This window comes from Pseudomonas sp. 8209 (genome assembly GCF_028682105.1).
Classification (GTDB): Bacteria; Pseudomonadota; Gammaproteobacteria; order Pseudomonadales; family Pseudomonadaceae; genus Aquipseudomonas; species Aquipseudomonas palmensis.
This window is the reverse complement of the sequence record NZ_JANIAH010000005.1, coordinates 209,998-233,935: the sequence shown is the minus strand read 5'-3', so window position 1 is coordinate 233,935 and position 23,938 is coordinate 209,998. Positions and strand designations below refer to the sequence as shown.

The 23,938-nt window shown below is 65.7% G+C and carries 21 protein-coding genes and 1 pseudogene; 9 read left to right on the top strand and 13 right to left on the bottom strand.

Annotation, left to right across the window (positions count from 1 at the left end):
* Positions 1-3: 3 nt before the first annotated feature.
* Complete coding sequence (locus tag NP552_RS12675; RefSeq protein WP_054914799.1) at positions 4-1,155, bottom strand: efflux RND transporter periplasmic adaptor subunit; 1,152 nt, start codon at positions 1,153-1,155, stop codon at positions 4-6.
* A gap of 261 nt (positions 1,156-1,416) precedes the next feature.
* Between NP552_RS12675 and NP552_RS12670 the strand changes: the two genes are divergently transcribed.
* Both NP552_RS12670 and NP552_RS12665 read left to right on the top strand, forming a co-directional pair.
* Positions 1,417-2,049: a TetR family transcriptional regulator gene (locus NP552_RS12670; RefSeq protein WP_043860768.1), complete on the top strand. Its 633-nt coding sequence runs from the start codon at positions 1,417-1,419 to the stop codon at positions 2,047-2,049.
* Between the two features lie 151 nt (positions 2,050-2,200).
* Entirely contained in the window at positions 2,201-3,085 is an 885-nt protein-coding gene (locus NP552_RS12665; protein WP_043860769.1) for a DMT family transporter, read from the top strand.
* On the opposite strand, the gene NP552_RS12660 is transcribed toward NP552_RS12665, so the two are convergent.
* Together NP552_RS12660 and pobA are read right to left on the bottom strand one after the other, a co-directional pair.
* The gene (locus NP552_RS12660) at positions 3,086-4,489 is read right to left on the bottom strand and encodes an MDR family MFS transporter (protein WP_054914927.1); all 1,404 of its coding nucleotides are present in this window, start codon (positions 4,487-4,489) and stop codon (positions 3,086-3,088) included.
* 108 nt (positions 4,490-4,597) lie between these two features.
* Positions 4,598-5,788 (bottom strand): 4-hydroxybenzoate 3-monooxygenase, encoded by a 1,191-nt coding sequence (pobA, locus tag NP552_RS12655; RefSeq protein ID WP_043860770.1) that lies wholly within the window; start codon positions 5,786-5,788, stop codon positions 4,598-4,600.
* 139 nt (positions 5,789-5,927) lie between these two features.
* On the opposite strand from pobA, the gene NP552_RS12650 reads away from it, so the two are divergent.
* Positions 5,928-6,806: a helix-turn-helix domain-containing protein gene (locus tag NP552_RS12650; RefSeq protein WP_054914798.1), complete on the top strand. Its 879-nt coding sequence runs from the start codon at positions 5,928-5,930 to the stop codon at positions 6,804-6,806.
* On the opposite strand, the gene NP552_RS12645 is transcribed toward NP552_RS12650, so the two are convergent.
* Positions 6,799-6,972: a hypothetical protein gene (locus tag NP552_RS12645; RefSeq protein WP_167400210.1), complete on the bottom strand. Its 174-nt coding sequence runs from the start codon at positions 6,970-6,972 to the stop codon at positions 6,799-6,801. The genes NP552_RS12650 and NP552_RS12645 overlap by 8 nt on opposite strands.
* 74 nt (positions 6,973-7,046) lie before the next feature.
* Positions 7,047-7,955, bottom strand: coding sequence for a LysR family transcriptional regulator (locus tag NP552_RS12640; protein ID WP_123752830.1), 909 nt, complete (start codon positions 7,953-7,955; stop codon positions 7,047-7,049).
* A gap of 105 nt (positions 7,956-8,060) precedes the next feature.
* On the opposite strand from NP552_RS12640, the gene NP552_RS12635 reads away from it, so the two are divergent.
* Positions 8,061-8,945: an MBL fold metallo-hydrolase gene (locus NP552_RS12635; protein WP_054914796.1), complete on the top strand. Its 885-nt coding sequence runs from the start codon at positions 8,061-8,063 to the stop codon at positions 8,943-8,945.
* A 29-nt stretch (positions 8,946-8,974) separates the two neighbouring features.
* A complete protein-coding gene (locus tag NP552_RS12630) occupies positions 8,975-9,589 on the top strand; it encodes an NAD(P)-dependent oxidoreductase (RefSeq protein ID WP_043860774.1) in 615 nt (204 codons plus the stop codon).
* A 205-nt stretch (positions 9,590-9,794) separates the two neighbouring features.
* Here the strand turns inward: NP552_RS12630 and NP552_RS12625 are convergent, their stop codons facing one another.
* On the bottom strand, positions 9,795-10,661 hold the full coding sequence (locus NP552_RS12625; RefSeq protein ID WP_274096787.1) for a LysR substrate-binding domain-containing protein: 867 nt from the start codon (positions 10,659-10,661) through the stop codon (positions 9,795-9,797).
* 113 nt (positions 10,662-10,774) lie between these two features.
* Between NP552_RS12625 and NP552_RS12620 the strand changes: the two genes are divergently transcribed.
* Positions 10,775-12,415, top strand: coding sequence for a 5-guanidino-2-oxopentanoate decarboxylase (locus tag NP552_RS12620; protein ID WP_274096786.1), 1,641 nt, complete (start codon positions 10,775-10,777; stop codon positions 12,413-12,415).
* Positions 12,409-13,845 carry an aldehyde dehydrogenase family protein gene (locus NP552_RS12615; RefSeq protein ID WP_274096785.1) on the top strand — a complete coding sequence of 479 codons (1,437 nt, stop codon included), beginning with the start codon at positions 12,409-12,411 and terminating at the stop codon, positions 13,843-13,845. Before NP552_RS12620 ends, NP552_RS12615 begins: the two co-directional genes overlap by 7 nt.
* A 78-nt stretch (positions 13,846-13,923) precedes the next feature.
* Here NP552_RS12615 and NP552_RS12610 read toward each other — a convergent pair whose 3' ends face one another.
* On the bottom strand, positions 13,924-14,850 hold the full coding sequence (locus tag NP552_RS12610) for an AraC family transcriptional regulator (RefSeq protein ID WP_043860778.1): 927 nt from the start codon (positions 14,848-14,850) through the stop codon (positions 13,924-13,926).
* 204 nt (positions 14,851-15,054) lie between these two features.
* On the opposite strand from NP552_RS12610, the gene NP552_RS12605 reads away from it, so the two are divergent.
* Both NP552_RS12605 and NP552_RS12600 read left to right on the top strand, forming a co-directional pair.
* Positions 15,055-15,363: a putative quinol monooxygenase gene (locus NP552_RS12605; protein ID WP_043860779.1), complete on the top strand. Its 309-nt coding sequence runs from the start codon at positions 15,055-15,057 to the stop codon at positions 15,361-15,363.
* A 40-nt stretch (positions 15,364-15,403) separates the two neighbouring features.
* Positions 15,404-15,634 (top strand): hypothetical protein, encoded by a 231-nt coding sequence (locus NP552_RS12600; protein WP_054914791.1) that lies wholly within the window; start codon positions 15,404-15,406, stop codon positions 15,632-15,634.
* Here NP552_RS12600 and NP552_RS12595 read toward each other — a convergent pair whose 3' ends face one another.
* The 6 genes and pseudogenes from NP552_RS12595 to bglX form a co-directional block, all read right to left on the bottom strand.
* Entirely contained in the window at positions 15,635-16,240 is a 606-nt protein-coding gene (locus NP552_RS12595) for a flavin reductase family protein (RefSeq protein ID WP_274096784.1), read from the bottom strand. It lies immediately after the preceding gene.
* 106 nt (positions 16,241-16,346) lie between these two features.
* Positions 16,347-16,553: pseudogene (locus NP552_RS12590) on the bottom strand (hypothetical protein); the annotation flags it as partial.
* Between the two features lie 318 nt (positions 16,554-16,871).
* Positions 16,872-18,188: an MFS transporter gene (locus NP552_RS12585; protein WP_043860783.1), complete on the bottom strand. Its 1,317-nt coding sequence runs from the start codon at positions 18,186-18,188 to the stop codon at positions 16,872-16,874.
* 163 nt (positions 18,189-18,351) lie between these two features.
* Positions 18,352-19,695 carry a sigma-54-dependent transcriptional regulator gene (locus tag NP552_RS12580; protein ID WP_078479560.1) on the bottom strand — a complete coding sequence of 448 codons (1,344 nt, stop codon included), beginning with the start codon at positions 19,693-19,695 and terminating at the stop codon, positions 18,352-18,354.
* Positions 19,689-21,446 carry a sensor histidine kinase gene (locus NP552_RS12575; RefSeq protein WP_043860785.1) on the bottom strand — a complete coding sequence of 586 codons (1,758 nt, stop codon included), beginning with the start codon at positions 21,444-21,446 and terminating at the stop codon, positions 19,689-19,691. Before NP552_RS12575 ends, NP552_RS12580 begins: the two co-directional genes overlap by 7 nt.
* A gap of 63 nt (positions 21,447-21,509) precedes the next feature.
* Positions 21,510-23,804, bottom strand: a complete 2,295-nt coding sequence (bglX, locus tag NP552_RS12570) for a beta-glucosidase BglX (RefSeq protein WP_274096783.1) — start codon at positions 23,802-23,804, stop codon at positions 21,510-21,512.
* Positions 23,805-23,938: the final 134 nt, after the last annotated feature.

The window sequence follows — 23,938 nt, the reverse complement described above, 5'->3', positions numbered from 1 at the left end:
GGTTTATTCCCCTTTGGCCCCTGCTGACGCTGCATTGGCCTGGGACGGTTGGGCAGGCTTGACGTTGGTGGCTTCGCTGACCTTGACCTCGACGCCCGGCTTGACGAACTGCAGGCCTTCGGTGATCAGGCGGTCGCCCGGCTTCAGGCCTTCCTCGATCAGCCAGTCGCTGCCAACGGTACGGCTGGCCTTGAGCTGGCGCAGTTCGACCTTGTTGTCCTTGTCCACGATCAACGCGGTGGGCTGGCCCTTGAGGTCACGGGTCACGCCTTGTTGCGGGGCGAGGATCGCGTTGGCGTTCACGCCGGCGGCCAGGCGTGCATGCACGAACATCCCTGGCAGCAGGTTGTGCTCGGGGTTGGGGAACACGGCGCGCAGGGTTACCGAGCCGGTGGTCTGGTCGACCGAGACTTCGGAGAACTCCAGGCGGCCTTCGTGGGTGTAGGTGGTGCCGTCTTCCAGGTTCAGCGAGACCTTGGCGGCGTTGGCCCCGGCCTTCTGCAGTTGCCCGCTTTCGAGCTCGCGGCGCAGCTTGAGCAGCTCGGCCGAAGACTGGGTGACGTCGACGTAGATCGGGTCCAGCTGCTGGATCACCGCCATGGCATCGGCCTGGCCGTTGTTGACCAGTGCACCTTCGGTGAACATCGAGCGTCCGATACGGCCGCTCAGTGGCGCCAGCACCTTGGTGTAGCGCAGGTCGATCTGCGCGCTGCGCAGCGAGGCTTCAGCCTGCAAACGTTTGGCTTGTGCGTCGTCGTATTCCTGACGGCTCACCGCCTGCTCGGCCACCAGTTGCTTGTAGCGGTCCGACAGCGAGCGGGTCGATTGCAGGTTGGCCTGGGCGCTGGCCAGGGTCGCCTCGTACACCGACGGGTCGATCTGGTACAGCTGCTGGCCTTCCTTGACCTCGCTGCCTTCCTTGAACAGACGCTTGAGAATGATGCCGTTGACCTGTGGGCGCACTTCGGCCACGCGGTAGGCGATGGTGCGCCCCGGCAGGTCGGAAGTCAGGGTATAGGCCTGGGATTGGAGGGTCACGACGCCGACCTGAGGAGCTTGCGCCGCAGGCGCCGCTTCTTCCTTTTTACAGCCGCTGAGCAGTGTTGCCAGGGCGACGGCGGAAACCAGAGCGGAAACAGCTGGCTTGAATTGCATGAAGATCCTCGGGTCGAAAGAGCTGAAGACGCTCAAGAGTAATGGAAACGGGATGAAGGGAAAATTAATTCCGGGTGGATAAGTAGGATGCTAAGGAATATACTTACATTCATGCTTGTTTGTAAATACCCGTGGTGCACCTTGTCGAGGTGACCACAGGCTTGATTAAGACACCCGGTAGAGGGCCCGACAGTGGCCATGCCGGCTCAGAACCCGGACGCCCGCAGCGCGCGTCCGGCTCCTTGATGAGGTTGTACTGCCATGGTCCGTCGCACCAAAGAGGAAGCTCAGGAAACCCGCCAACAGATACTCGAGGCCGCCGAAAAAGCTTTCCATGCCCGTGGGGTGGCGCGTACCACCCTGGCGGATATCGCCAAGCTGGCCGGGGTGACCCGGGGTGCCATCTACTGGCACTTTCAGGACAAGGGCGAACTGGTGCAGGCCCTGCTCGACAGCTTGCGTGAGCCGATCGAGGCGCTGGCCCAGGCCGGCGAGAGCGAAGACGAGCCGGACCCGCTGGGCTGCATGCGCAAGTTGCTGATTCAACTGATGCAGCAGATGCTGCACGAGCCGCGTACCCGGCGCATCAATGAGATCCTGCATCATAAGTGTGAATTCACCGATGACATGTGTGAGATCCGTCAGCAGCGCCAGGCCACGACCCGCGACTGCTACGAGCGTATAGCGCTGACGTTGACCAATGCAGTCAGGCGTGGGCAATTGCCTGCGGACATGGACCCGCAGCGTGCCGCTATTGCAATATTCGCTTACATCGACGGCATCATTGGCAGCTGGCTGCTGCTGCCGGACAGTTTCGATATTGCCGGGGATGCCGAGCGGTGGGTGGATACCGGGCTGGATATGCTGCGCTTGAGCCCGTCGCTGCGCAATTGAGCATTTGTGAGCATTTGTGAAGGTTGGCATAGGACGTTTCCCTGTCGTGCCCCGTGCCCGGTCAACAAAAAACACCGGCGCTGCTTGGAACGGTAGTCGGTGACCGGGTAGTCTGCCCCCAAGGACCATCAACTTTTCGTAGAGCCCTGGCATGAGTGCGCACAACCCGACCCTCAAAGGTGCCGAGCAGCCGCTCAAGGCAATCGCCCTGATGTGCATGGCGGTGCTGTTGTTCGCCAGCCACGATGCCCTGTCCAAATACCTTTCCGGCTTCTATGCCATCGTCATGGTGGTGTGGGCGCGCTATGTGGTGCACACCCTGCTGATGCTGGTGGTGTTCGTGCCGCGCAGCGGCTTCTCGGCGGTGGTGCGTACACGCCGCCCCGGCCTGCAACTGGCCAGGGCGCTGTGCCTGATCGGCACCAGCCTGTTCTTCACCACCGGCCTGCGTTACATCCCCCTGGCCGAAGCCACCGCCGTGAACTTCCTCGCGCCCCTGCTGGTAACCGCATTGTCGGTACCGCTGCTGGGTGAACGGGTCAGCCGCGCCCAGTGGCTGGCGGTGCTGGCCGGGTTTGTCGGCGTGCTGATCGTGGTGCGCCCGGGCGGGGCGCTGTTCACCCCCGCAATCCTGCTGCCGTTGTGTTCGGCCTTCTGCTTCGGCTGCTACCAGTTGCTCACGCGCAAGCTCAGCGGCATCGACAGCCCGACCACCAGCAACTTTCTCACCGGCATCTTCAACAGCCTGATCATGACCGCGCTGGTGCCATTCTTCTGGAGCATGCCGACCCTGGGGCATGGCCTGTTCATGATCGGCCTGGGCACCTGCGGGATGCTCGGGCACATGCTGCTGACCCAGGCCTTCCGGCATGCCGCGCCGGCCATGCTGGCGCCCTTCAGCTACGGGCAGATCCTGTTCGCCGGCCTGTACGGCTACCTCATTTTCAATCACACCCCGGACGCCTACGGCGTGGTCGGCATTGCGGTCATTTGCCTGAGCGGCCTGGCGGTGGCCTGGGCGCAGCGGCGCAACTGACTACTGCCGGCCGCGCAGCTCGCGGTTGGGCAATGCCAGCGCCGCCGACAATCCCAGCAGGGAGACGGCGGCGCTACCCAGCAACAGGTTGCGAAAGGTCTGCAGCAACTGCGCCTGCACCGCCGCACTGGCCTGGCCGTCCTTGAGGCTGCCGATCAACGCCTCGCCGGCCAGGCTGAAGCCGCTGTCGTGCAGCAGGCTGAGCAGCAGTGCCGACATGCAGGCCACGCCCATCGCCCCGCCCAGCGAGCGGAACAGGTTGGTGGTGCTGGTCGCCACGCCGATGTCCCGCGGCTCCACTGCGCTCTGGGTTGCCACCAGCGAGGTGGGGAACTGCAGGCCCGAGGCGATGCCGGTCAGCAGCATGAACGCGCCACTGAGCAGCACGCCGTCGATCGGGCTCAGGGCCATGCCGATGATCGCCACCGGCATCAACAGTGCACCGCCCAGAATCTGCGGCTTGTAGCGCCCGGTCAGGCTGGTCAGGCGGCCGCCGCAATAGGCGCCGATCGGCAGGCCCATGGCCAGGGGCAGCAGGTGCAGGGCGGCGCTGTCGGCGCCCGCCCCGGTGATGCTCTGAAAGCGCAGCGGCATCAGCATGGTCAGCGAGATGGCCTGGAAACTGGTGAAGAAGATCGTGCACCAGCACAGCACTGCCACCCGGTTGCCGAACAGCTGCAACGGCAGCAGTGGCTCGACGGCGCGGCGTTCGTGCAGCACGAATACGCCCAGCCCGAACAGGGCTGCCAGCAGCAGGCCGGCAACCGGGCCGGACCCGATGGGCTGGCCCTGGCCGATCAGGGTGATGCCCAGCAGCAGGGCCGTCAGGCCCAAGATCAACAGCACCGCGCCGGGGTAGTCCACCTGCGCCTTGCGTTGCGGCGTGGCCAGCCCGCGCAGGGTACGCTCGGTGACCCACCAGGCGGTCAGCCCCAGCGGCAGGTTCAGCCAGAACACCCAGCGCCACGACAGGTACTCGGTCAGCAGCCCGCCCAGCACCGGGCCGGCGACGCTGGCCAGGGCATACATGCTGCTGAAATAACCCTGGTAGCGACCGCGCTCGCGGGGCGGCACGAAGTCGCCGATGATCGCCTGGCTGACCGACACCATGCCGCCCGCGCCGATGCCCTGCAGCACCCGCGCCAGCACCAGTTGCTCCATGTTCTGTGCCAGCGCGCAGAACAGCGAGGCCAGGGTGAAAAGCCCGGTACCGGTCAGGATCATGCGCCGTCGGCCGTACAGATCGCCGAGCTTGCCGTAGATCGGCACCGCCACGGTCATGGCCACCATGTAGCCGGAAATCACCCAGGCCAGCAGGGTCACGTCGTTGAATTGCGCGGAGATCGCCGGCATCGAGACCGCGACGATGGTCTGGTCCAGCGCGCCGAGGAAGATCGCCAGCATCAGCGCGACGAGCACGCTGCGCAGGGCGGGTTGCGGAGTGTTCAATTGCGTCACGGGGCAGCTCTGGACAAGTGGACCGGGGTGCTGCCCAGTGTACTCGATAGCCTGCTAAGCGTCTTCGATGGGCTCGTAGGGCAGGCCCACGTAGTTTTCTGCCAGGGTCCTGCGCCCAGCCTCGGAGCCCACGAAGTAGTCCAGCTCGGTGTGCTGGATACGCTGGCTGAAGGCGTCGCTGTCGGGGAAGCGGTGCAGCATCGAGGTCATCCACCACGAGAAGCGTTCGGCCTTCCAGATGCGCCGCAGGCAGATCGCCGAGTAGCGTTCCAGCAGGTCGGTGCGGCCTTCGGCGTAGACCTTGCGCAGGATGTTGTACAGCGTGCTGACGTCGCTGGCGGCCAGGTTCAGGCCCTTGGCCCCGGTGGGTGGCACGATGTGCGCGGCGTCGCCGACCAGGAACAGGCGCCCGTACTGCATCGGCTCCACCACGAAGCTGCGCAGCGGGGCGATGCTTTTCTCGATCGACGGGCCGGTGACCAGGCGCTCGGCCAAATCGTCGGGCAGGCGCGACTTGAGTTCCTCCCAGAAGCGCTCATCCGACCAGTCCTCGACCTTCTCTTCGGCCGGCACCTGCACGTAGTAGCGGGTGCGGGTGGGCGAGCGCATGCTGCACAGGGCGAAGCCGCGTTCGTGGCGCGCGTACACCAGCTCGTCGCTGACCGGCGGGGTATCGGCCAGGATGCCCAGCCAGCCGAACGGGTAGACCCGCTCGAACACCTGCAGCGCCTCGCTTGGAATCGACTGGCGTGCCACCCCGTGATAACCGTCGCAGCCGGCAATGTAGTCGCAGTCCAGGCGATGCTGCTGGCCGTCCTTTTCGTAGGTGACGTAGGGCTGCCCAGTCTTCATGTCGTGCGGGCGCACGTTCTCGGCATGGTAGACCGTGGTCGCACCGCTGTCGGCGCGGGCGGCCATCAGGTCGCGGGTGACTTCGGTCTGGCCGTAGATCATCACGCCCTGGCCGCCGGTCAGGCCCTTGAGGTCGATGTGCTCGCGGCGCCCGTCGAAGGCCAGCTCGAAGCCGGCATGGGGCAGCCCTTCGGCGTCCATGCGCTGACCGACCCCGGCTTCGCGCAGCAGCTCGACCATGCCCTGTTCGAGCACGCCGGCGCGGATACGCCCCAGTACATAGTCGGGGCCCTGGCGTTCGAGGATGACGTTGGAGATGCCGGCGTTGTGCAGCAACTGGCCGAGCAGCAGGCCGGACGGGCCCGCACCGATGATCGCGACTTGGGTTTTCATGGTTGTTGGACTTTTTATGATTGGAGTACCTGCATTTTTCGCTTGCCGGCTGGCCTTCTGAAGGGACAAACCGAGCACAAAGCGGTACTTTTCGCTAATGGGTGCGTTTATCGGACAGTGGTCGGGAAGCGAGGGTGTGATGAACAGGGTGTCGATTCCGGTATTCAAGCTGTACGGCGAGACGCTGGGCTGGCCGACGCCCGACCTGCTGCACAGCGAGTCGATCCCGGCGCGCAGCCGCCTGCACCAGTGGGAGATCGAGCCGCACCGGCATGCCGACCTGTGGCAGCTGCTGTTTCTGTACAGGGGCCAGGCCGAGATCGAGCTGGAGGGGCAGGTGTGTCGCCTGGAGCAGGCGGCGATCCAGGTGGTGCCGGCGCTGTGCGTGCACGGCTTTCGCTTTTCCGAAGACGTCGACGGTTATGTGGTGACCCTGGCGGCGCCGCTGGTGGAGGTGCTGCAGCGGCAACTGACGGGCGTGCCAGCCGCCCTGCAGCGCGGCGCCAGTTACCTGGCCGGGGCCGACGCCGATTACCTCAACAGCCTGTTCAGCACCCTGCAGGCCGAGTACCAGCAGGACCTGCCCGGGCGCGAGTTGCAGCTGCATTCGCTGATCAACCTGATGGTGGTGTGGGTCAGCCGCCAACAGTTGCGCCGCAGTGCCGGTGCCCAGGTGCCGGAACGTGGGCGCGAGTATCTGCAGCGTTTCAACGGGCTGGTGGAGCAGCAGTTTCGCCAGCAGCCGAGCGTGGAGCAGCTGGCGCATCAGGTGGGGGTATCGGTGGCAACGCTCAATACCTTGTGCCGGGCATTGGCCGGGCAGTCGGCGCTGCAGATCGTGCACCAGCGCATCGTGCTGGAAGCCAAGCGCGACCTGATCTACACCAGCCTCACGATCAATCAGCTGGCTGACAGCCTGGGTTTTGCCGACCCGGCGTACTTCTCGCGCTTCTTCCGGCGCATGACCGGCCTCTCGCCCCGCGACTTTCGTCGTCGTGAACCTTCGCTGGCTACCTGACCACGCTCAGTGTGCCGGCATGGGGCAGGCAGTGGGCGGAGCTGCAGCTGGACGCCGCATAGGGTTGCTGGCGCAGCAGCTCCACCCGATACGCCGCTGCCCCGTACACCCCGAGCACGGCAGTGATGGCCAACAGGGCAGCGCACTTTCTGGATTTCAGGGTCATGGCACCAACCTCCTGTATCCCGCACACAGATGCTTCTACAAGCATAGGCCAGCATTGCGCCAGGTGCCTGCCGGTCAGTCCAGGCCGTGGTCCCAGTGGGGCGGGTCGGTGAAGCGTGCCGCCAGAAAGTCGAGCATGCTGCGCAGGGTTGCGGGCATGTGCTTGCGCGAGGTGTACACCGCGTTCAGGCCCAGTTCGCGGGGCCTGGCCTCGGGCAGCAGGCGTACCAGCGTGCCGCTGCGCAGGGCTTGCCATACCAGGTAGGTGGGCAGCATGGCGATACCGGTGCCGGCCAGGGTGGCGCGCTCCAGGGTCAGGGCCTCGTTGGCGCTGATGTTGCCTTGCACCGGCACCGACACCTGTTCGCCGTCGACCTCGAAATGCCAGAGGCTGTGGCCGAAGTACGAATGGGTCAGGCAGTTGTGCTGGCTCAGGTCCTGCACCTGGCGCGGTATGGGGTGCTCGCGCAGGTAGGCTGGCGAGGCGCACACCACCGAGCGGCACACACTCAGGCGGCGGGCGATGAGGTTGGGGTCCAGGTCGTTGCTGACGCGGATGGCCAGGTCGATGCGTTCGTCCACCAGGTTGACCGTGCGGTCGAGCATCTGCAGGTCGACCTTCACCAGCGGGTAGCGCTTGACGTAGTCCGCTACCGCTTCCACCAGTTGCGCATGCCCGAACGAGGTACTGACGCTGATGCGCAGTTCACCCCGCGGCGCGTCATCCGGGGCGCCCACTGCAGCGTGCAGGTCGCCCACCAGTTCCAGCATCTGCCGGCAGCGCGGCAGGGTTTCCAGACCGGCGGCAGTCAGGCTCAGCTTGCGCGTGGTGCGCTGCATCAGACGCGCGCCCACCCAGTCTTCAAGTTCGGCCAGGTAACGCGAAACCACCGGGCGCGACAGGTCCAGTTGGTCGGCGGCGGCCGACTGGCTGCCCAGGTCGACTACGCTGACGAACACCTTCATTGCGGTGAGACGGTCCATGATCTGCCCGATTTCAGAAACAAACTATGTTGGAGCATCGCATTTTTTGTGATGGTTCGTGCAACTAAGCTGTGCCTCATCGATGACTTGAACAGGTATTGCTTGATGGCTGCTTTCTTTTCCCTGCGTCGCCTGCTGCTGGCGTGTGCCGCTTTAGGTGCGATCACCCAGGCCGTTGCCGGCAACGCACCGCTGAAACTGGACGTGTACAACCCCGGCAGCGAGGCGCTGTTTCCGGTCAGCTCGGTGATCGTCAGTGGCCAGCACGAGGCGATTCTGGTGGATGCACAGTTCGGCAAGGGCCAGGCCGAGCAGGTGCTGAAGAAGCTTCGCGATAGCGGCAAGCAACTCACCACCATCTACATCAGCCATGGCGACCCGGACTATTACTTCGGCCTCGACACCCTGACCCGTGCCTACCCCAAGGCCAAGGTGCTGGCGTCGCAGGCGACGGTCGCGCACATCAAGCAGACCATGGCTGCCAAGCTTGCCTACTGGGGCCCGCAGATGGGGGCCGACAAGCCCGCCCGGCTCATCGTGCCTGACGTGCTGCCCGGCAACGTGCTCACCATTGAAGGGCAGCGTCTTGAAGTGATCGGCCTGGACGGCCCGCAGCCCGACCGCAGCTTTGTATGGGTCCCGTCGATCAAGGCGGTGGTCGGCGGGGTAGTGGTGGCCGAGAACCTGCACGTGTGGATGGCCGACACCCAGTCGGCGCAGTCGCACAAGGACTGGCTCGCGACCCTGGCGCGCATCGAGCAGCTGGCGCCGCAGACGGTGGTGCCGGGGCATTACCTGGGGCAGAGCAAGGGGTCGCTCGAGGCGGTGCGCTTCACCGCCGATTACATCCGCGCCTTCGATGCCGAAACCGCCAGGGCGGCCAACTCGGCCGAGCTGGTCGCTGCAATGAAAAAACGTTACCCCGGCCTGGGCGAGGAGAGCTCGCTGGAGCTCGGCGCCAAGGTCGCCAAGGGCGAAATGAAGTGGTAAGTGTCGTTCAATCCTGATCGGAGGTTTCCATGAGCAAGATCGCAATCATCGGTGCTACCGGACGTGCCGGCAGCCAGTTGCTGGAAGAGGCCCTGCGCCGTGGCCACAGCGTCACCGCCATAGCCCGCGACCCGTCGCGCCTGCAGGGGCGCGAAGGGGTGAGCACGGTAGCCCTGGACGTGACCCGGGGCGAGGGGCTGGAGCAGGCCGTTGCCGGGCATGACGTGGTGCTCAGCGCCGCGCACTTTGCCACGGTGCCGGCGCAGGCGATCATCGGGCCGGTCAAGAAGGCTGGGGTCAAGCGCCTGCTGGTGGTGGGCGGAGCGGGCAGCCTGCTGCTGCCGTCAGGGGAGCGCGTGATCGACGCGCCGGACTTCCCCGAGGCCTACAAGGCCGAGGCGAGCGCAGGTGGCGATTTTCTGCAGGCCTTGCGTCAGGAGCAGCAACTGGACTGGACCTTCCTGTCGCCGTCGGCGGAGTTCGTCGAAGGCGAGCGCACCGGTAGCTACAGGGTGGGCAAGGATCACCTGCTGGTCGACGCGAAGGGCAGGAGCTGGATCACCTTTGCCGACTATGCGATTGCGTTGCTCGATGAGGTAGAGAAGCCAGCGCATTCGCGTCAGCGCTTTACTGTGGGGTACTAGGGGCTGTATGAAAAGTCTTGAGACGAAGGTCAGGCAAGGCGAAAACAGCCGAGGAAGCGGAGTTTACGGGTTGTAAATGAGCATTCCGAGGCTGTTTTCAACGCAGCATCACCGAGTATCAAGGCTTTTCGTACAGAGCCTAGAAAGCATTCGCCGGCAAGGCCGGCTCCTACAGGTATAGGAGCCGGCCTTGCCGGCGAATGCATCAACGCGGTGCCCCTGCCTGCCCGCCCAACCACTCCAGCAAGGCCATCAACCCCGGCGCCGCCACCTGCGCGGGCCGCACCAGGTAATAGCCCTTGCCGGTCTTGACCCGCAGGTCGAACGGCATCACCAGCCGTCCGCTGGCCAGGTCATCGCCGATCAACGCCCAATCCCCTATCGCCACCCCGGTGCCCTGGGACGCCATCGACATGGCCATATCCAACGTTTCGAAATGCTGGCGCCGGCCTTGCCTGGGCAGTTGCACGCCGGCTGCGCCAAGCCAGGTCGCCCAGTCCTTCTCGTCCCGCGCCGGATGCAGCAGCATGTGCTGCTGCAGATCATCCAGCGTGCGCAACGGCAACTGCGGCGCGCACACCGGTGTCAGTTGTTCATCGAACAGCTTCAGTACCTGCAGGGCCGGATCAGGCTCGGCGCCATACACCACCGCCGCATCGAACGTTTCCCGGCGAAAATCCACCCCGTGCTGCACCGTGGTGGTCAGCTCCACCGGTACTTCGGGGTGCAGCGCCTGCCATTCCATCAGGCGCGGCAGCAACCAGCGCATCACGCAGGTCGGCGCCTTCAGTTGCAGGGTGGTGCGCTGCGCTCCCACCTGCTGCACGCCTTCCTCGATCAGCCCGAATACCTGCTGCACCCGCGGCAGCCAGTCCTGGCCCTCGCGGGTCAGGCTCAGGCCGCGTGCCTGGCGCACGAACAGCGCGTAGCCCAGGTGTGCTTCCAGGCCGGCGATCTGGCGGCTCACCGCGCCCTGGGTCAGGTGCAGTTGCTGCGCCGCACGGGTGAAGTTGCAGCATTGCGCAGTGATCAGGAAGGTGTGCAGGGCAGGCAAGGGAGGCAGGCGTTTCATCGGGGTAAGCCATGAGCTGTAGACATGGCTAGTATGAGGATTTTTGCATTGTGCCGGTAGCGCCTGGCGGGTCCAATCAGGCCTTGTTCCAGAATGATTCCAGGTAGACCACCATGGCGACTTGCGGCGAAGTATTGGTAAAACTCCTCGAAAACTATGGCGTCGACCATGTTTTCGGCATTCCCGGCGTGCACACGGTCGAGCTGTACCGCGGCCTTGCCGGCTCGACCATCCGTCATATCACCCCGCGCCACGAGCAAGGCGCAGGCTTCATGGCTGACGGCTTTGCCCGTACCCGTGGCAAGCCTGGGGTGTGCTTCATCATCACCGGCCCGGGCATGACCAACATCACCACCGCCATGGGCCAGGCCTATGCCGACTCGATCCCGATGCTGGTGATCTCCAGCGTGCAGTCGCGCAATGCCCTGGGCGGCGGTCGCGGCAAGCTGCACGAGCTGCCCAACCAGGGCGCGCTGGTCAGCGGTGTGGCGGCGTTCTCGCACACACTGATGAGCGCCGATGACCTGCCGGCCGTGCTGGCCCGCGCCTTTGCGGTATTCGAGGGCGCGCGCCCGCGCCCGGTGCATATCGAGATCCCGCTGGACGTGCTGGTCGAAGACGCCGATCACCTGCTTGGCTGCGAGCCGGTACACATCGCCCGCGCCGGTGCCGCGCCAGGGCCGGTGGCGAGCATGGCGGCGCTGCTGGCCGCTGCCCGCCGCCCGTTGATCCTGGCCGGTGGCGGTGCCATCGACGCAGGCCCTGCACTCGCCCGGTTGGCCGAGCACCTGCAGGCGCCCGTTGCACTCACCATCAATGCCAAGGGCGTGCTGGCCTCCGGGCACCCGCTGCTGATCGGCTCGACCCAGTCGCTGGTGGCGACCCGTGCACTGGTGCGCGAGGCCGACGTGGTGCTGGCGATCGGCACCGAGCTGGCCGAAACCGACTATGACGTCACCTTCAAGGGCGGCTTCGAGATCCCCGGCACCCTGCTGCGCATCGACATCGACCCGGACCAGTGCGTGCGCAACTACCCGCCCAGGGTGGCACTGGTGGCTGATGCAGAGCAGGCGGCGCAGGCCCTGTTGCTGGCCCTGGCCGAGCAGCCGGCGCCACCGCGCGAAGGCGAGTGGGGCGCGGCGCGGGCAGCGCGCCTGCGCGATACCCTGGCCAGCGAATGGGACGCGGCCACGCGGGCGCAGACGCTGTTCCTCGACAGCGTGCTGCAGACGTTGCCCGATGCCGTGCTGGTCGGTGATTCGACCCAGCCGGTGTACACCGGCAACCTGACCCTGGACCTCGACCAGCCGCGCCGCTGGTTCAACGCCTCGACCGGCTACGGCACCCTCGGCTACGCCTTGCCGGCGGCCATGGGCGCGTGGCTGGGCAGTGCGGAGCAGGCGGATCGGCGCTTGCCTGCGGTGTGCCTGATCGGCGACGGCGGCTTGCAGTTCACCCTGCCGGAGCTGGCCAGTGCGGTGGAGGCTCAGGTGCCGCTGATCGTGTTGCTGTGGAACAACCAGGGGTACGAGGAGATCAAGAAGTACATGCTCAACCGCGCCATCGAACCGGTGGGCGTGGATATCCACACCCCCGATTTCATTGGCGTGGCCAAGGCCCTCGGTTGCGCCGCCGAAGCGGCGAGCGGGGTGGCGCAACTGCGCGAGGCGTTGTTGCGTGCCCGCCAACGCAGTGGCCCGAGCCTGATCGAGGTCGACCAGGCAGCGTGGATGCAGGCGGTGCAATCATGCTGAACCTGCCCGGTATCTACATCGAGGGCGCGTGGCATCACGGCGCGCAGCCGCTCACGGTAATCAACCCGAGCACCGGGCAGTCCCTGGCCGAGGTGGCCGGGGGCGATGGCGATGCAGTCGCCTGTGCCGCCACGGCGGCGCAGGCCGCCTTTGCCGGCTGGTCGCGTACCACCGGGGCACACCGTGGCGAGCTGCTGCACAGGATCGCGCGGGGTGTGGAGGCCCGCCGCGAGCGGCTGATCGAACTGCAATCGCGCAACAACGGCAAGCCCCTGGCCGAGTCGGCGATGGACGTCGACGATGTGGTGGCAACGTTCGAGTACTACGCGGGCCTGGCGCAGGCCCTGGACAGGCAGCAGGACCAGCCGCTGGCCTTGCCCAGCGAGGATTTCAGTGCCCGCCTGCGCCGCGAGCCGTGCGGTGTGGTCGGCCTGATCGTGCCGTGGAACTTCCCGATGGTGACCACCGCCTGGAAGCTGGCCCCGGCGTTGGCGGCAGGGTGCTGCGTGGTGCTCAAGCCGTCGGAGGTCACGCCCCTGGCCGAGCTGGAACTGGCCCGGATCATCGCCGAATGCGGCCTGCCGGATGGGGTGTTCAATCTGGTGTGCGGCACCGGGCTGGCGGTGGGGGCGCCGCTGACGAGCGACCCGCGTATCGCCAAGGTGTCGTTCACCGGCAGCAATGCGGTCGGCGTGCAGGTGATGCAGCGCGCGGCCGAGACGGTCAAGGGGGTGAGCCTGGAGCTGGGCGGCAAGTCGTCATTGCTGGTGCTGGAGTCGGCCGAGCTGGAGCTGGCGCTCGAGCTGGCCTGCGCCGGCGGCTTCTTCAATGCCGGGCAGATGTGCTCGGCCACCAGCCGCGTGCTGGTGGCCGATGCGCTGTACGACGCCTTTGTCGACGGGGTGAAGGCACGGGCTGCGGCGATCCGGGTGGGTGACCCGTTTGCCGGCGACAGCGACATGGGGCCGCTGGTCAACCAGGCCCAGTACCAGCGCGTGCTGGGGCACATCGAGCGTGGCATGCACAGCGGCGCGCGCTTGCTGTGCGGTGGCAAGCCGCTCGAACACGCCGCTGGGTACTTCATCGAGCCTACGGTGTTTGCCGAGGTACCGCTGGACAGTGCGCTGTGGCGCGAGGAAATCTTCGGCCCGGTGCTGTGCGTGCGTCGGGTGGCCAGCGAAGCCGAGGCGGTGGCGTTGGCCAACGACAGCGAGTTCGGGCTGGTGGCCAGCGTGGTAGGTGCAGACCAGGCGGCCGCCGAACGGGTGGCCGACCAGCTGCAGGCCGGGCTGGTGTGGATCAACGCACCGCAGGTGATCTTCCCGCAGGCAGCGTGGGGTGGCTACAAGCAGAGCAGCCTGGGGCGTGAGCTGGGGCCTTGGGGGCTGGCGGCGTTTCAGGAGGTCAAGCATGTGGTGAGGGCGGTGTAGCGTTCTTCGCCGGCAAGGCCGGCTCCTACAGGCGACCGCGCACTGCCTGTAGGAGCCGGCCTTGCCGGCGAAAGCGATCTAGAGCGCGCTACGCAACCTTGCCATGTCCCGCAGCGGTGGCGCGCCATACAGCCGGCTGTACTCGCGGCTGAACTGCGACGGGCTCTCATAGCCCACCCGATACCCCGCCACCGACGCCTCCAACCCATCGTTGAGCATCAGCCGCCGCGCTTCCTGCAAGCGCAGTTGCTTCTGATACTGCAACGGGCTCATCGAGGTCACCGCCTTGAACCGGTGGTGCAGCGTCGAGGCACTCAGGTTTACCTCCCGTGCCAGGTCGTCGATGCGCAGCGGGCGCTGAAAATGATCATTGAGCCACTGGATGGCCTGGCACACGCGGTGGGTCTGGGTGTTGGCCATGGCGATCTCGTACAGCCGCGCACCCTGCTGCCCACGCAGCAGCCGATAGAGAATCTCGCGACGGATCAGCGGCGCCAGCACGGCAATGTCCTTGGGCGTATCCAGCAGGCGGATCAGGCGCAGCAATGCATCGAGCATCTGGGTGTCCAGGCGTTCGATGAACACCCCCCGCGACGACGGCTGCGACGGCACGCCCATCGGCCCGGCCTCGGCGATCAGGCTGTTGATCTCGGCCGGGTCGATGTCCAGGCGAATGCCCAGGCTGGGGTTCTGCGGGCTGGCCTCCAGCAGTGCACCGCTGATCGGCATCGCCACCGACACCACCATGTAGTGCAGCGGGTCGTACACATAGGTCTCGTCGCCCAGGCAGATCTCCTTGCGGCCCTGGGCCAGGATGCACAGCGCCGGCTGCGCCAGGGTCGGCATCGAGCGGGTGCTCTGCTCGTAGCGGCTCAGGTGCAGGTCGGCGATGGCCGAAGGCACCGTGCCGCTGGGGCAGTGGCGAACGACCAGCCCGGCCAGTTCCTGGCGCAGAAGCTCCAGGGCCGGGTCCAGCAACGGTGGGGTGGGTTCTGGGGCTGACATGTGCGGGTTCCTCTGCCGATGGGCGCAGCATAGGTTCGCGCACGCCGGGGCGCTAGCCGAATGCTGCGCGGTTCTTGCCTGATCCTGCGACGGGTGCAGAATCAGGCAAGCCGTCGACAGGAATCGCCTAACGCCGCGCGTGGCCTGGGCCGTAGCCTTGGCAGCCTGGGTTTTCTTCCCTGGCCGCTTCAAGGAGCACCGCACATGACGTCATCACAACCGGTCAGCCATCTTTCCTTCGTGCGCGCCAGCGTCGGCCGTTCGGCCGAGCTGGGCGTGCGCCTGCAGCAACTGCTCGAACCGTCGCGGCAAACCCCGGGGTGTCTGCATTTCAGCGTGCAGCGTTCCACCTGCGATGCCGACCTGTGGTTGCTCAACGGGGTGTGGGCCGATACTTCGGCGCTGCACGACTACTTTGCCTCGCCCAGCCTGCAGCTGTTTGGTGAACTGGTGCAGGCGCGGGTGGTGGACAGCCTCGACCTGCAGACGTTCACCGAGCAGCCGGCGAGTTAGAATGGCGCCTTTCCGGCAACCGATGTGGATGTGAGAGGCAATGGCACGTAAAGAATTCGACGTATTCGAGGCTGTTTCGGCGGTGGTGCCGGGCGAGGGTGGCTACAGCGCCGCGATCGCGGTCAAGGCCCTGGGCGCTGGCGGCGCACCGCGTTTTCACAAGGTGCTGCCAGGGCAGGTATTCAAGACCGCACTGGAGGCCGATGACGCTGCAGTGGTCGAACTGCAGCGCCTGAACGGCGTCAGTGACGACGCCGAACTGATCTGGTGATCAGGCCTGCGGGCGGGCCATCTTGAACAGGTTGCCCAGCTCGAAGTAATCCGCCGGGCCGCCGCCGCGCAGAATCGGCTCGGCGGCCGCGGTGTCGTAGATCCCTTCCTTGAGCAGGTGCTCGGCAATGTGCACCGCTACCACTTCGCCCAGAATCAGCCAGCTTGGCACCAGCGCCTGGTCGGCACGTTGCAGTTGCACGATCTGGGTCACCTTGCATTCGAACGACACCGGGCTTTCCTGCACCCGGGGTACCGCAATCACCCTGGAGGCTGCCGGGGTCAGCTGGCTCAGGGCGAACTCGTCGACCTCTGGCGCCACGGCGGCGCAGCTCTGGTTCATGGCGTCGGCCAGCTGGCGTGTGGCCAGGTTCCAGGCGAACTCGCCGGTCTGTTCGATGTTGTTCAGGCTGTCTTTGCGCCCGACGCTGCAGAACCCGATGATCGGCGGAATGTAGTTGAAGGCGTTGAAAAAACTGTAGGGCGCAAGGTTCAGGCGGCCGTCGCGGTCCTGGGAGGAGATCCAGCCGATCGGGCGCGGGCCGACGATGGCGTTGAACGGGTCGTGGGGCAGGCCGTGGCCTTTTGCGGGTTCGTAGTAGTACATCATCGGGCCTTGTGGGCGGAGGGTGCGCCTAGTGTGCCAACAGTTGCCGGCCCTGAAAATGACTAAGCCCGGCCGAAGCCGGGCTGTGGCGCTGCATCGGCTGTCAGCTGATGCGGTGGGCCTGGGTGCGGTCGAAGCCATCTTCGACGAAGCGATGCGCGTTGGTGTGATCGAAACCGTCTTCTGCCACGGTGGCGGGCTGGGCGTGTTCCACGGCGAAGTTGTGCGCGTTGGTGCGGTCGAAGCCGTCTTCGGCGAAAGCGTTGGCGGCCAGGACAGAGAAGGTGAGGGCCAGCATCAGTTTGGTTTTCATGGGGGTTGCTCCGGTGGTGAGGGGTTGTCTGTTGCTATGGGTTTGATTTTACGCCTGTTAATTTGATTAAAAAGCGCAAAATATTGCCTATATAAATCTATTAAATCGATACATCAGAAAGCGGCTGGCCTCTGCTGGCAAGCCAGTGCCCGCAGTGTTTTGCGAGCGCCGAAGCACCCAGGGGCGCTGGCTTGCCAGCCAGGAGGACGACTCGGTTCTGAGTGGGCCCAGCATCGCGCACCCGCATTAATGCCGAATTAAGCCCACAAAAAAGGGGCCTCCATCGCTGGAGGCCCCTTGTCTACCGCAGTAAACCGATCAGTCGGTCTCGATCCGCGAGTTGTTGCGGGTGTCCTTCATGAACACGTACACCAGCAGCGAGACGGCAATGCACGCCGTGACGTACCAGTAGTAGCCGGTCTCCATGTTGATGCTCTTGAACCACAGTGCCACGTACTCGGCCGTGCCACCGAAGATCGACACGGTCAGCGCATACGGCAGGCCCACGCCCAGCGCACGGATTTCGGTGGGGAACAGCTCTGCCTTGACCACCGCGTTGATCGAGGTGTAGCCGCTGACGATTATCAGTGCTGCCATGATCAGGAAGAACGCACCCCACCAGGTCTCGATGGTGTGCAGCGTGGTCAGGATCGGAACGGTGAAAAGGGTGCCCAGCACACCGAAGGCGATCAGGATCGGGCGACGGCCGATCTTGTCCGACAGGCCGCCGATCACCGGCTGCAGGCACATGAACAGGAACAGGGTGGCCGCCGAGATCATGGTCGAGTCACTGATGCTCATGCCCACCGTGTTCACCAGGTACTTCTGCATGTAGGTGGTGTAGGTGTAGAACGCCAGGGTGCCGCCCATGGTCAGGCCGACCACGGTCGCCAGTTCCTTGGGGTGGCGCAGCAGGGTGCGCATCGAGCTTTCCTTGGCCTTTTCCTTCTTGGTGAACGAGGCCGTCTCTTCCATGCCGCGACGCAGGTACAACGCCACCACCGCGCACAGCGCGCCGATCACGAAGGGTACGCGCCAGCCCCACGAGTACAGCTGCTCGGTGGTCAGGGTCTGCTGCAGGATGATCAGCACCGCCAGCGCGATGAGCTGGCCGGAGATCAGCGTGACGTACTGGAAGCTGGAGAAGAAACCGCGACGCTCCTTGGTTGCCATCTCGCTGAGGTAGGTGGCCGAGGTGCCGTATTCACCCCCCACCGACAGGCCCTGCATCAGGCGTGCGATCACCAGCAGCACCGGCGCGGCGACGCCGATGGTTTCGTAGCTGGGTGTCAGGGCGATGACCAGGGAGCCGGCGCACATCAGCAGTACCGAGGCCATCAGCGCGGCCTTGCGGCCCTTGCGGTCGGCATAGATACCCATCAGCCAGCCACCGATCGGGCGCATCAGGAAGCCCACGGCGAAGATCGCGGCGGTGTTGAGCAGTTGGGTGGTGGTGTTGCCGGCCGGGAAGAAGGCCTTGGCGAAATACAGCGAGAACGCCGCGTAGACGTACCAGTCGTACCATTCGACCATGTTGCCGATGGAGCCGGAGAAAATCGACTTGAGGCGGCTGGAGGTGGTTTTTTCAGCGGGTGCGGCCGCTGCCCCAGCAGGCAGAGAGGTGGAGTTATCCATTGAAGCAACCTTCTAGTTGTTTTTGTGGTGCGCGTGTAAACGCGGCCTGACAGGGCCATAGCAGGACCCGTGCCAGCCAGCGAAGGCCCGGTTTAGAAGGGTTTGGCAGGTCGAATGAGCGGAAATCCGCTCATTGGTGGCGCAGCGATAGGCAAGAATCCGCCTATGAGCCGGGGCGTTCGAGGAAGTCTTCGCGCACCAGTGCGTGGCGTTGCATCTTCTCGTTCAGGGTGCGTCGGGGCAGTTGCAGCTCCTCGAGCACCGCCTTGATGTCGCCCTGATGACGGCTCAGGGCGGCGCGCAGGCACTGGGCCTCGAAGGCTTCCTGCTGGGCAGCCAGCGATTGCCCGGTATGCGCCACTGCCGCCGATTGCGCATCGTCCAGCCCCAGGGCGTGGCGCTCGGCGGCGTTGGCCAGTTCGCGCACGTTGCCCGGCCAGTCGTGGCTGAGTAGCCGGCCCAGTTGTGCGCCACTGGGGTCGGCGGCGCTGCGGCCCAGGCGCTCGGCGGCGGCGCGGGCAAAATGGGCAAACAGCAGGGGGATGTCTTCGCGCCGCTCGCGCAACGGCGCCAGGCGCAGTTCGGCCACGTTCAGACGGTACGCCAGGTCTTCGCGAAAGCGCCCGGCGCGGGCTTCGAGCAGCAGGTCGGGCTTGGTGGCGGCAATGATGCGCAGGTCCACGCTGATGCTCTGGTTGGCGCCCAGGCGCTCGAGCTTGTGCTCCTGGATCACCCGCAGCAGCTTGGCCTGTTGGGCCAGCGGCATGCTCTCGATCTCGTCGAGGAACAGCGTGCCACCGTTGGCATATTCGAGCTTGCCGATGCGCTTGCCCTGGGCGCCGGTGAAGGCGCCGCTCTCGTGTCCGAACAACTCGGCCTCGAACAATTGCTCGGGGATCGCCGCGCAGTTGAGCGCCACGAACGGCTTGTCGGCCCGCGGGCCGAAATCATGCAGGCACCGCGCGACGCGCTCCTTGCCGCTGCCGGTTTCGCCGCGTATCAGCACATTGACCGGCAGCCCGGCCAGGTCCAGCACCTGGCGACGCAGTTGCTGCAGGCCAGGCGACATGCCCAGCAGGGTGTTTTCCAGGCGCACCTTGAGGTCGGCCTGTTCATGCAGTCGGCGGTTCTCCAGCACCAGCTGGCGTTTCTCCAGGGCGCGGCGCAGGCTGCCGAGCAGGCTGTCGGGGCTGAAGGGCTTTTCCAGAAAATCGTAGGCGCCATTGCGCATGGCTTCGACCGCCATCGGCACGTCGCCATGCCCGGTAAGCAGAATCACCGGCAGGTCGGCATCACGCCCCTGCAGTTGCTCCAGCAGTTGCAGGCCACCCATGCCGGGCATGCGCACATCGCTCAGGATCACCCCGGGAAAATGCTCGGGCAGCTGTGCCAGACACGCCTCGGCACGTTCGAACAGCTGCACCTCGAAGCCGGCCAGGCTCAGCCACTGCTGCACCGCGGTACGGATGCTGGCCTCGTCGTCGACGACAATCACCGCATTCAGCATGCCGGCTCCGGGTCGCAGGGCAGGGTCAGGCTGAAACGCGCACCGCCTGGCTGGTTGTCGACCTGCAGGCGCCCGCCGGCTTCATGGATGATGCCGTAGGAAATCGCCAGCCCAAGGCCCAGCCCTTCGCCCACCGGCTTGGTGGTGAAGAATGGGTCGAACACGCAGCCCAGGTGCTCCTGCTTGATGCCGCCGCCGCTGTCGAGCACGCTCAGGTGCCAGTGGTCATGCTGCTTTTCGATACGGATCTCCAGGTGTTTCCAGGTTTTGTCGGCCATGGCGTCCAGGGCGTTGCGCAACAGGTTGATCAGCACCTGTTCCAGGCGGATGGCGTCGCCGCGTACCCAGGCCGGACGCGCCAGGTATAGCGCGGTGCTGACGCCCTCGGCGCGGATGCGCGGGTCGAGCAACTGTAGCGCCTGGTCGACCACGGTGGCCAGGTCCAGACGTTCGCGCAGGCCGCTGGGGCTGTTGCGGGCAAAGGTTTTCAGGTGTCCGGTAAGGGCCGCCATGCGCGTGAGCATCTGGTCCAGCGGCTGCAGGGCCTGGCGTGCTTCGTCCAGGCGCTCGCTGTCGAGCAGCAGGCGCAGGGTGGCCAGCTGCATGCGCTGGGTGGTCAGCGGCTGGTTGAGCTCGTGGGCCAGCGCGGCGGACATCTGCCCCAGCGCCGCCAGCTTGGTCGACTGCACCAGGCCCTCCTGAGCCATACGCAGTTCATGGGTGCGTTCCTCCACCAGGCGCTTGAGCTCGTCGCGGCTGCGCTGGCGCAGGCGGGCCAGGCGCAGGCGCTGGCTGATGAACAGCACCGCGAACACCAGGGTCAGCCAGACGGCGGCGGCCGTCAGCCCGGCGTTGCGCTCGTCATCCCCGGTGCGCGGTGTGCGCAGCAGGTGCAGGGTCCAACCCTCGGCTTCCAGCGGCAGGCTTTCCCACAGGTAGTCGGTGTCGCCTTCGGGGCGCTGCACGCGCACCAGGTGGCTGTTGTCGTCAAAGCGGGTCAGCACCTGGCGCTGCAGTGGCAAGAGCGACTTCTTGTCGTACTGGCGGGTGGCGTCCAGCTCATTGAAATCGGCCGCCGATAGCGGGTTCAGCTCGCGGTAGCGCCAGCCGTCCTGGTTGGCCAGGAAGATGATCCCGCGGGCGTCGCTGACCAGCAGCACGTCGCTGCCCTGGCGCCATTCGCGCTCAAGCTCGGGAAACTCCAGCTTGACCACCATGGCCCCGAGAAACCGCCCCTGGTCGCCCAGCACCGCGCTGGACAGAAAGTAGCCGGGAATGCCGCTGGTCACCCCCACCGCATAGAAGCGCCCGCTGCCCTGGGTGCGGGTCTGCTTGAAGTACGGTCGAAAGCCGTAGTTCTGCCCCACGTAGGTGGTAGGCAGGCGCCAGTTGCTGGCCGCCACGGCCAGGCCGGTGTGGTCGAGCAGTTCGAGGGTGGACGACCTGGCGGCGCCGTTGATGCGTTCGAGCTTGCGGTTCAACGCGTCCTGGGTCGCTTCGCCCACCGGGCCGCCGAGGGCTGCGATGAGTTCGGAGTCCAGCGCCAGCACAGCGGGCAGGGCGCGGTAGCGTTCGATCAGGGTGTGCAGCGAGTTGGCGTACAGCGCCAGTTGCTGGCTGGCCCGCTGGGTATCGTCGAGCATGGCTTGACGCTTGGCCTGATTCATCGCCCAGCCGGCGGCCAGCAGGGTGCCGGCGGTGATCAGCAGCAGAATCAGGCCCAGTCGCACGGCGCGGTAAGTGAACGGCATGGCAAGCAGTACCCTGGCAGGGGGGAAGGCTGCCAGGCACTTCCCCGTGAACGTCACAGCGACTTACAGCAGCTCGAAGCGTTGCTGTTGCACGGTTTCGGAGTCCAGGCCGACCTGGACGTTGAACTCGCCAGGTTCGGCAACCCACTGCAACTGGCTGTTGTAGAACTTCAGGTCGTCCGGCTGCACGGTGAAGTGCAGGGTGCGCTCCTCGCCGGCCTTGAGCATGAGCTTCTGGAAGTTCTTCAGTTCCTTGATCGGGCGGCTCATCGAGGCGGCCACATCCTGCAGGTACAGCTGCACCACAGTTTCGCCGTCACGCTGGCCGGTGTTCTTCACGCGCACACTGACCTCCAGGCTCTGGCCCTGTTTCAGTGTCGTGCTCGACAGGCTCGGTGCCGACACACTGAAGGTGCTGTAGCTCAGGCCGTAGCCGAAGGGGTACAGCGGGCCGTTGGGTTCCTCGAAGTACTGCGAGGTGTAGTTGCCGGGCTTGCCGGGGGTGAACGGGCGGCCGATGCGCAGGTGGTTGTAGTACATCGGGATCTGCCCCACCGAGCGCGGGAAGGTGATGGCCAGCTTGCCCGAGGGGTTGTAGTCGCCCAGCAGCACGTCGGCGATGGCGTTGCCGCCCTCGGTGCCGCTGAACCAGGTTTCCAGGATGGCGTCGGCCTGCTCGCGCTCCCACGCCAGCGACAGCGGGCGACCGTTCATCAGCACCAGCACCAGCGGTTTGCCGGTGGCCTTGAGGGCCTTGATCAGCTCGCGCTGCACCGCCGGGATCTCCAGGGTGGTGCGGCTGGACGATTCGTGGGACATGCCCCGCGATTCGCCGACCACGGCCACCACCACGTCCGACTGCCTGGCGGCCTTGACCGCTTCATCGATCAGCACGGCAGCCGGGCGCGGGTCATCGACGATTTCCGGGGCGTCGAAGTTGAGGAAGTTGAGGTAGTCGAGCACGGCCTTGTCGCCGGTCACGTTCGAGCCTTTGGCGTAGAGCACCCTGGCCTTGTCGCCCAGGGCACGGCGCAGGCCCTCGCGCACGGTCACCGACTGGTGCGGGCGACCAGCGGCGGCCCAGCTGCCCATCATGTCGATCGGGGCATCGGCCAGCGGGCCGACCAGGGCGATGGTGCCGGACTTTTTCAGCGGCAGGGTCTGCTGGCGGTTCTCCAGCAGCACCAGGCTGCGACGCGCCACGTCCCGTGCGATGTCGCGGTGCAGGCGGCTGTCGGCATAGGTGTCGGCCGGGTCGTCCTTGGCCTGGCCGATGCGCCGGTACGGGTCGGCGAACAGGCCCATGTCGTACTTGGCGCCGAGAATCTCGCGCACCGCGTTGTCCAGCTCGGCCGGGCTGACCGCGCCGGACTTGAGCAGCCCCGGCAGTTCCTGGCCATACAGCGTGTCGTTCATGCTCATGTCGATGCCGGCCTTGATCGCCAGCTGCGCCGCCTGCTTGCCATCGGCGGCCACGCCGTGGCGCACCAGCTCGGTGATCGCCCCATGGTCGCTGACGGTCACGCCCTTGAAGCCCCAGTCGCGGCGCAGCAGGTCGTTCATCAGCCAGGTGTTGGAGGTGGCGGGCACGCCGTTGATCGAGTTCAGCGCCACCATCACGCCGCCGGCACCGGCATCGATGGCGGCGCGGTAGGGCGGCAGGTACTCGTTGTACATGCGCGTGGGGCTCATATCGACCGTGTTGTAGTCGCGCCCGCCTTCCACCGCGCCGTACAGGGCAAAGTGCTTGACGCTGGCCATGATGCTGTCGGCGTTGGCCGGGCTGTGGCCCTGGAACGATTCGACCATCACCCTGGAGATACGCGACACCAGGTAGGTGTCTTCGCCAAAGCCTTCGCTGGTACGGCCCCAGCGCGGGTCGCGGGCAATGTCGACCATGGGCGCGAAGGTCATGTCGATGCCGTCGGCGGCCGCTTCCAGGGCCGAGGTACGGCCGACCTGGGCGATGGCCTGCATGTCCCAGCTGGCGGCCAGGCCCAGGCTGATCGGGAAGATGGTGCGGTGGCCGTGGATCACGTCATAGGCGAAGAACATCGGGATCTTCAGGCGCCCGCGCATGGCGGCGTCCTGCATGGGCCGGTTCTCGTCACGGGTGATCGAGTTGAAGGTGCCGCCGATGCGTCCGGCGGCGATTTCCTCGCGGATTTTCTCGCGCGGCATTTCCGGGCCGATGCTGATCAGGCGCAACTGGCCGATCTTTTCCTCGACGCTCATCTGCTTGAGCAGGTTGGCGATGAACGCCTGTTTGTCTTGCAATGGCGCGGCGGCAGGCGAGTCAGCGAAGGCCGACTGGCTGGCCAGGCTGACGAGCAGGCCCAGCAAACACAGCTTGTTCATGAATTCTGTTCTCAAGGCTGCGGCAGTCGTCACGGTGCAGACTGGCAAGCCGAAGTTGGGGAAGCGGCTATTGTTGTAGTTTGCTGGGGCATCTTTTAGCCGATTGGGCCATCACGATCCAGCGGCGGCGTCGG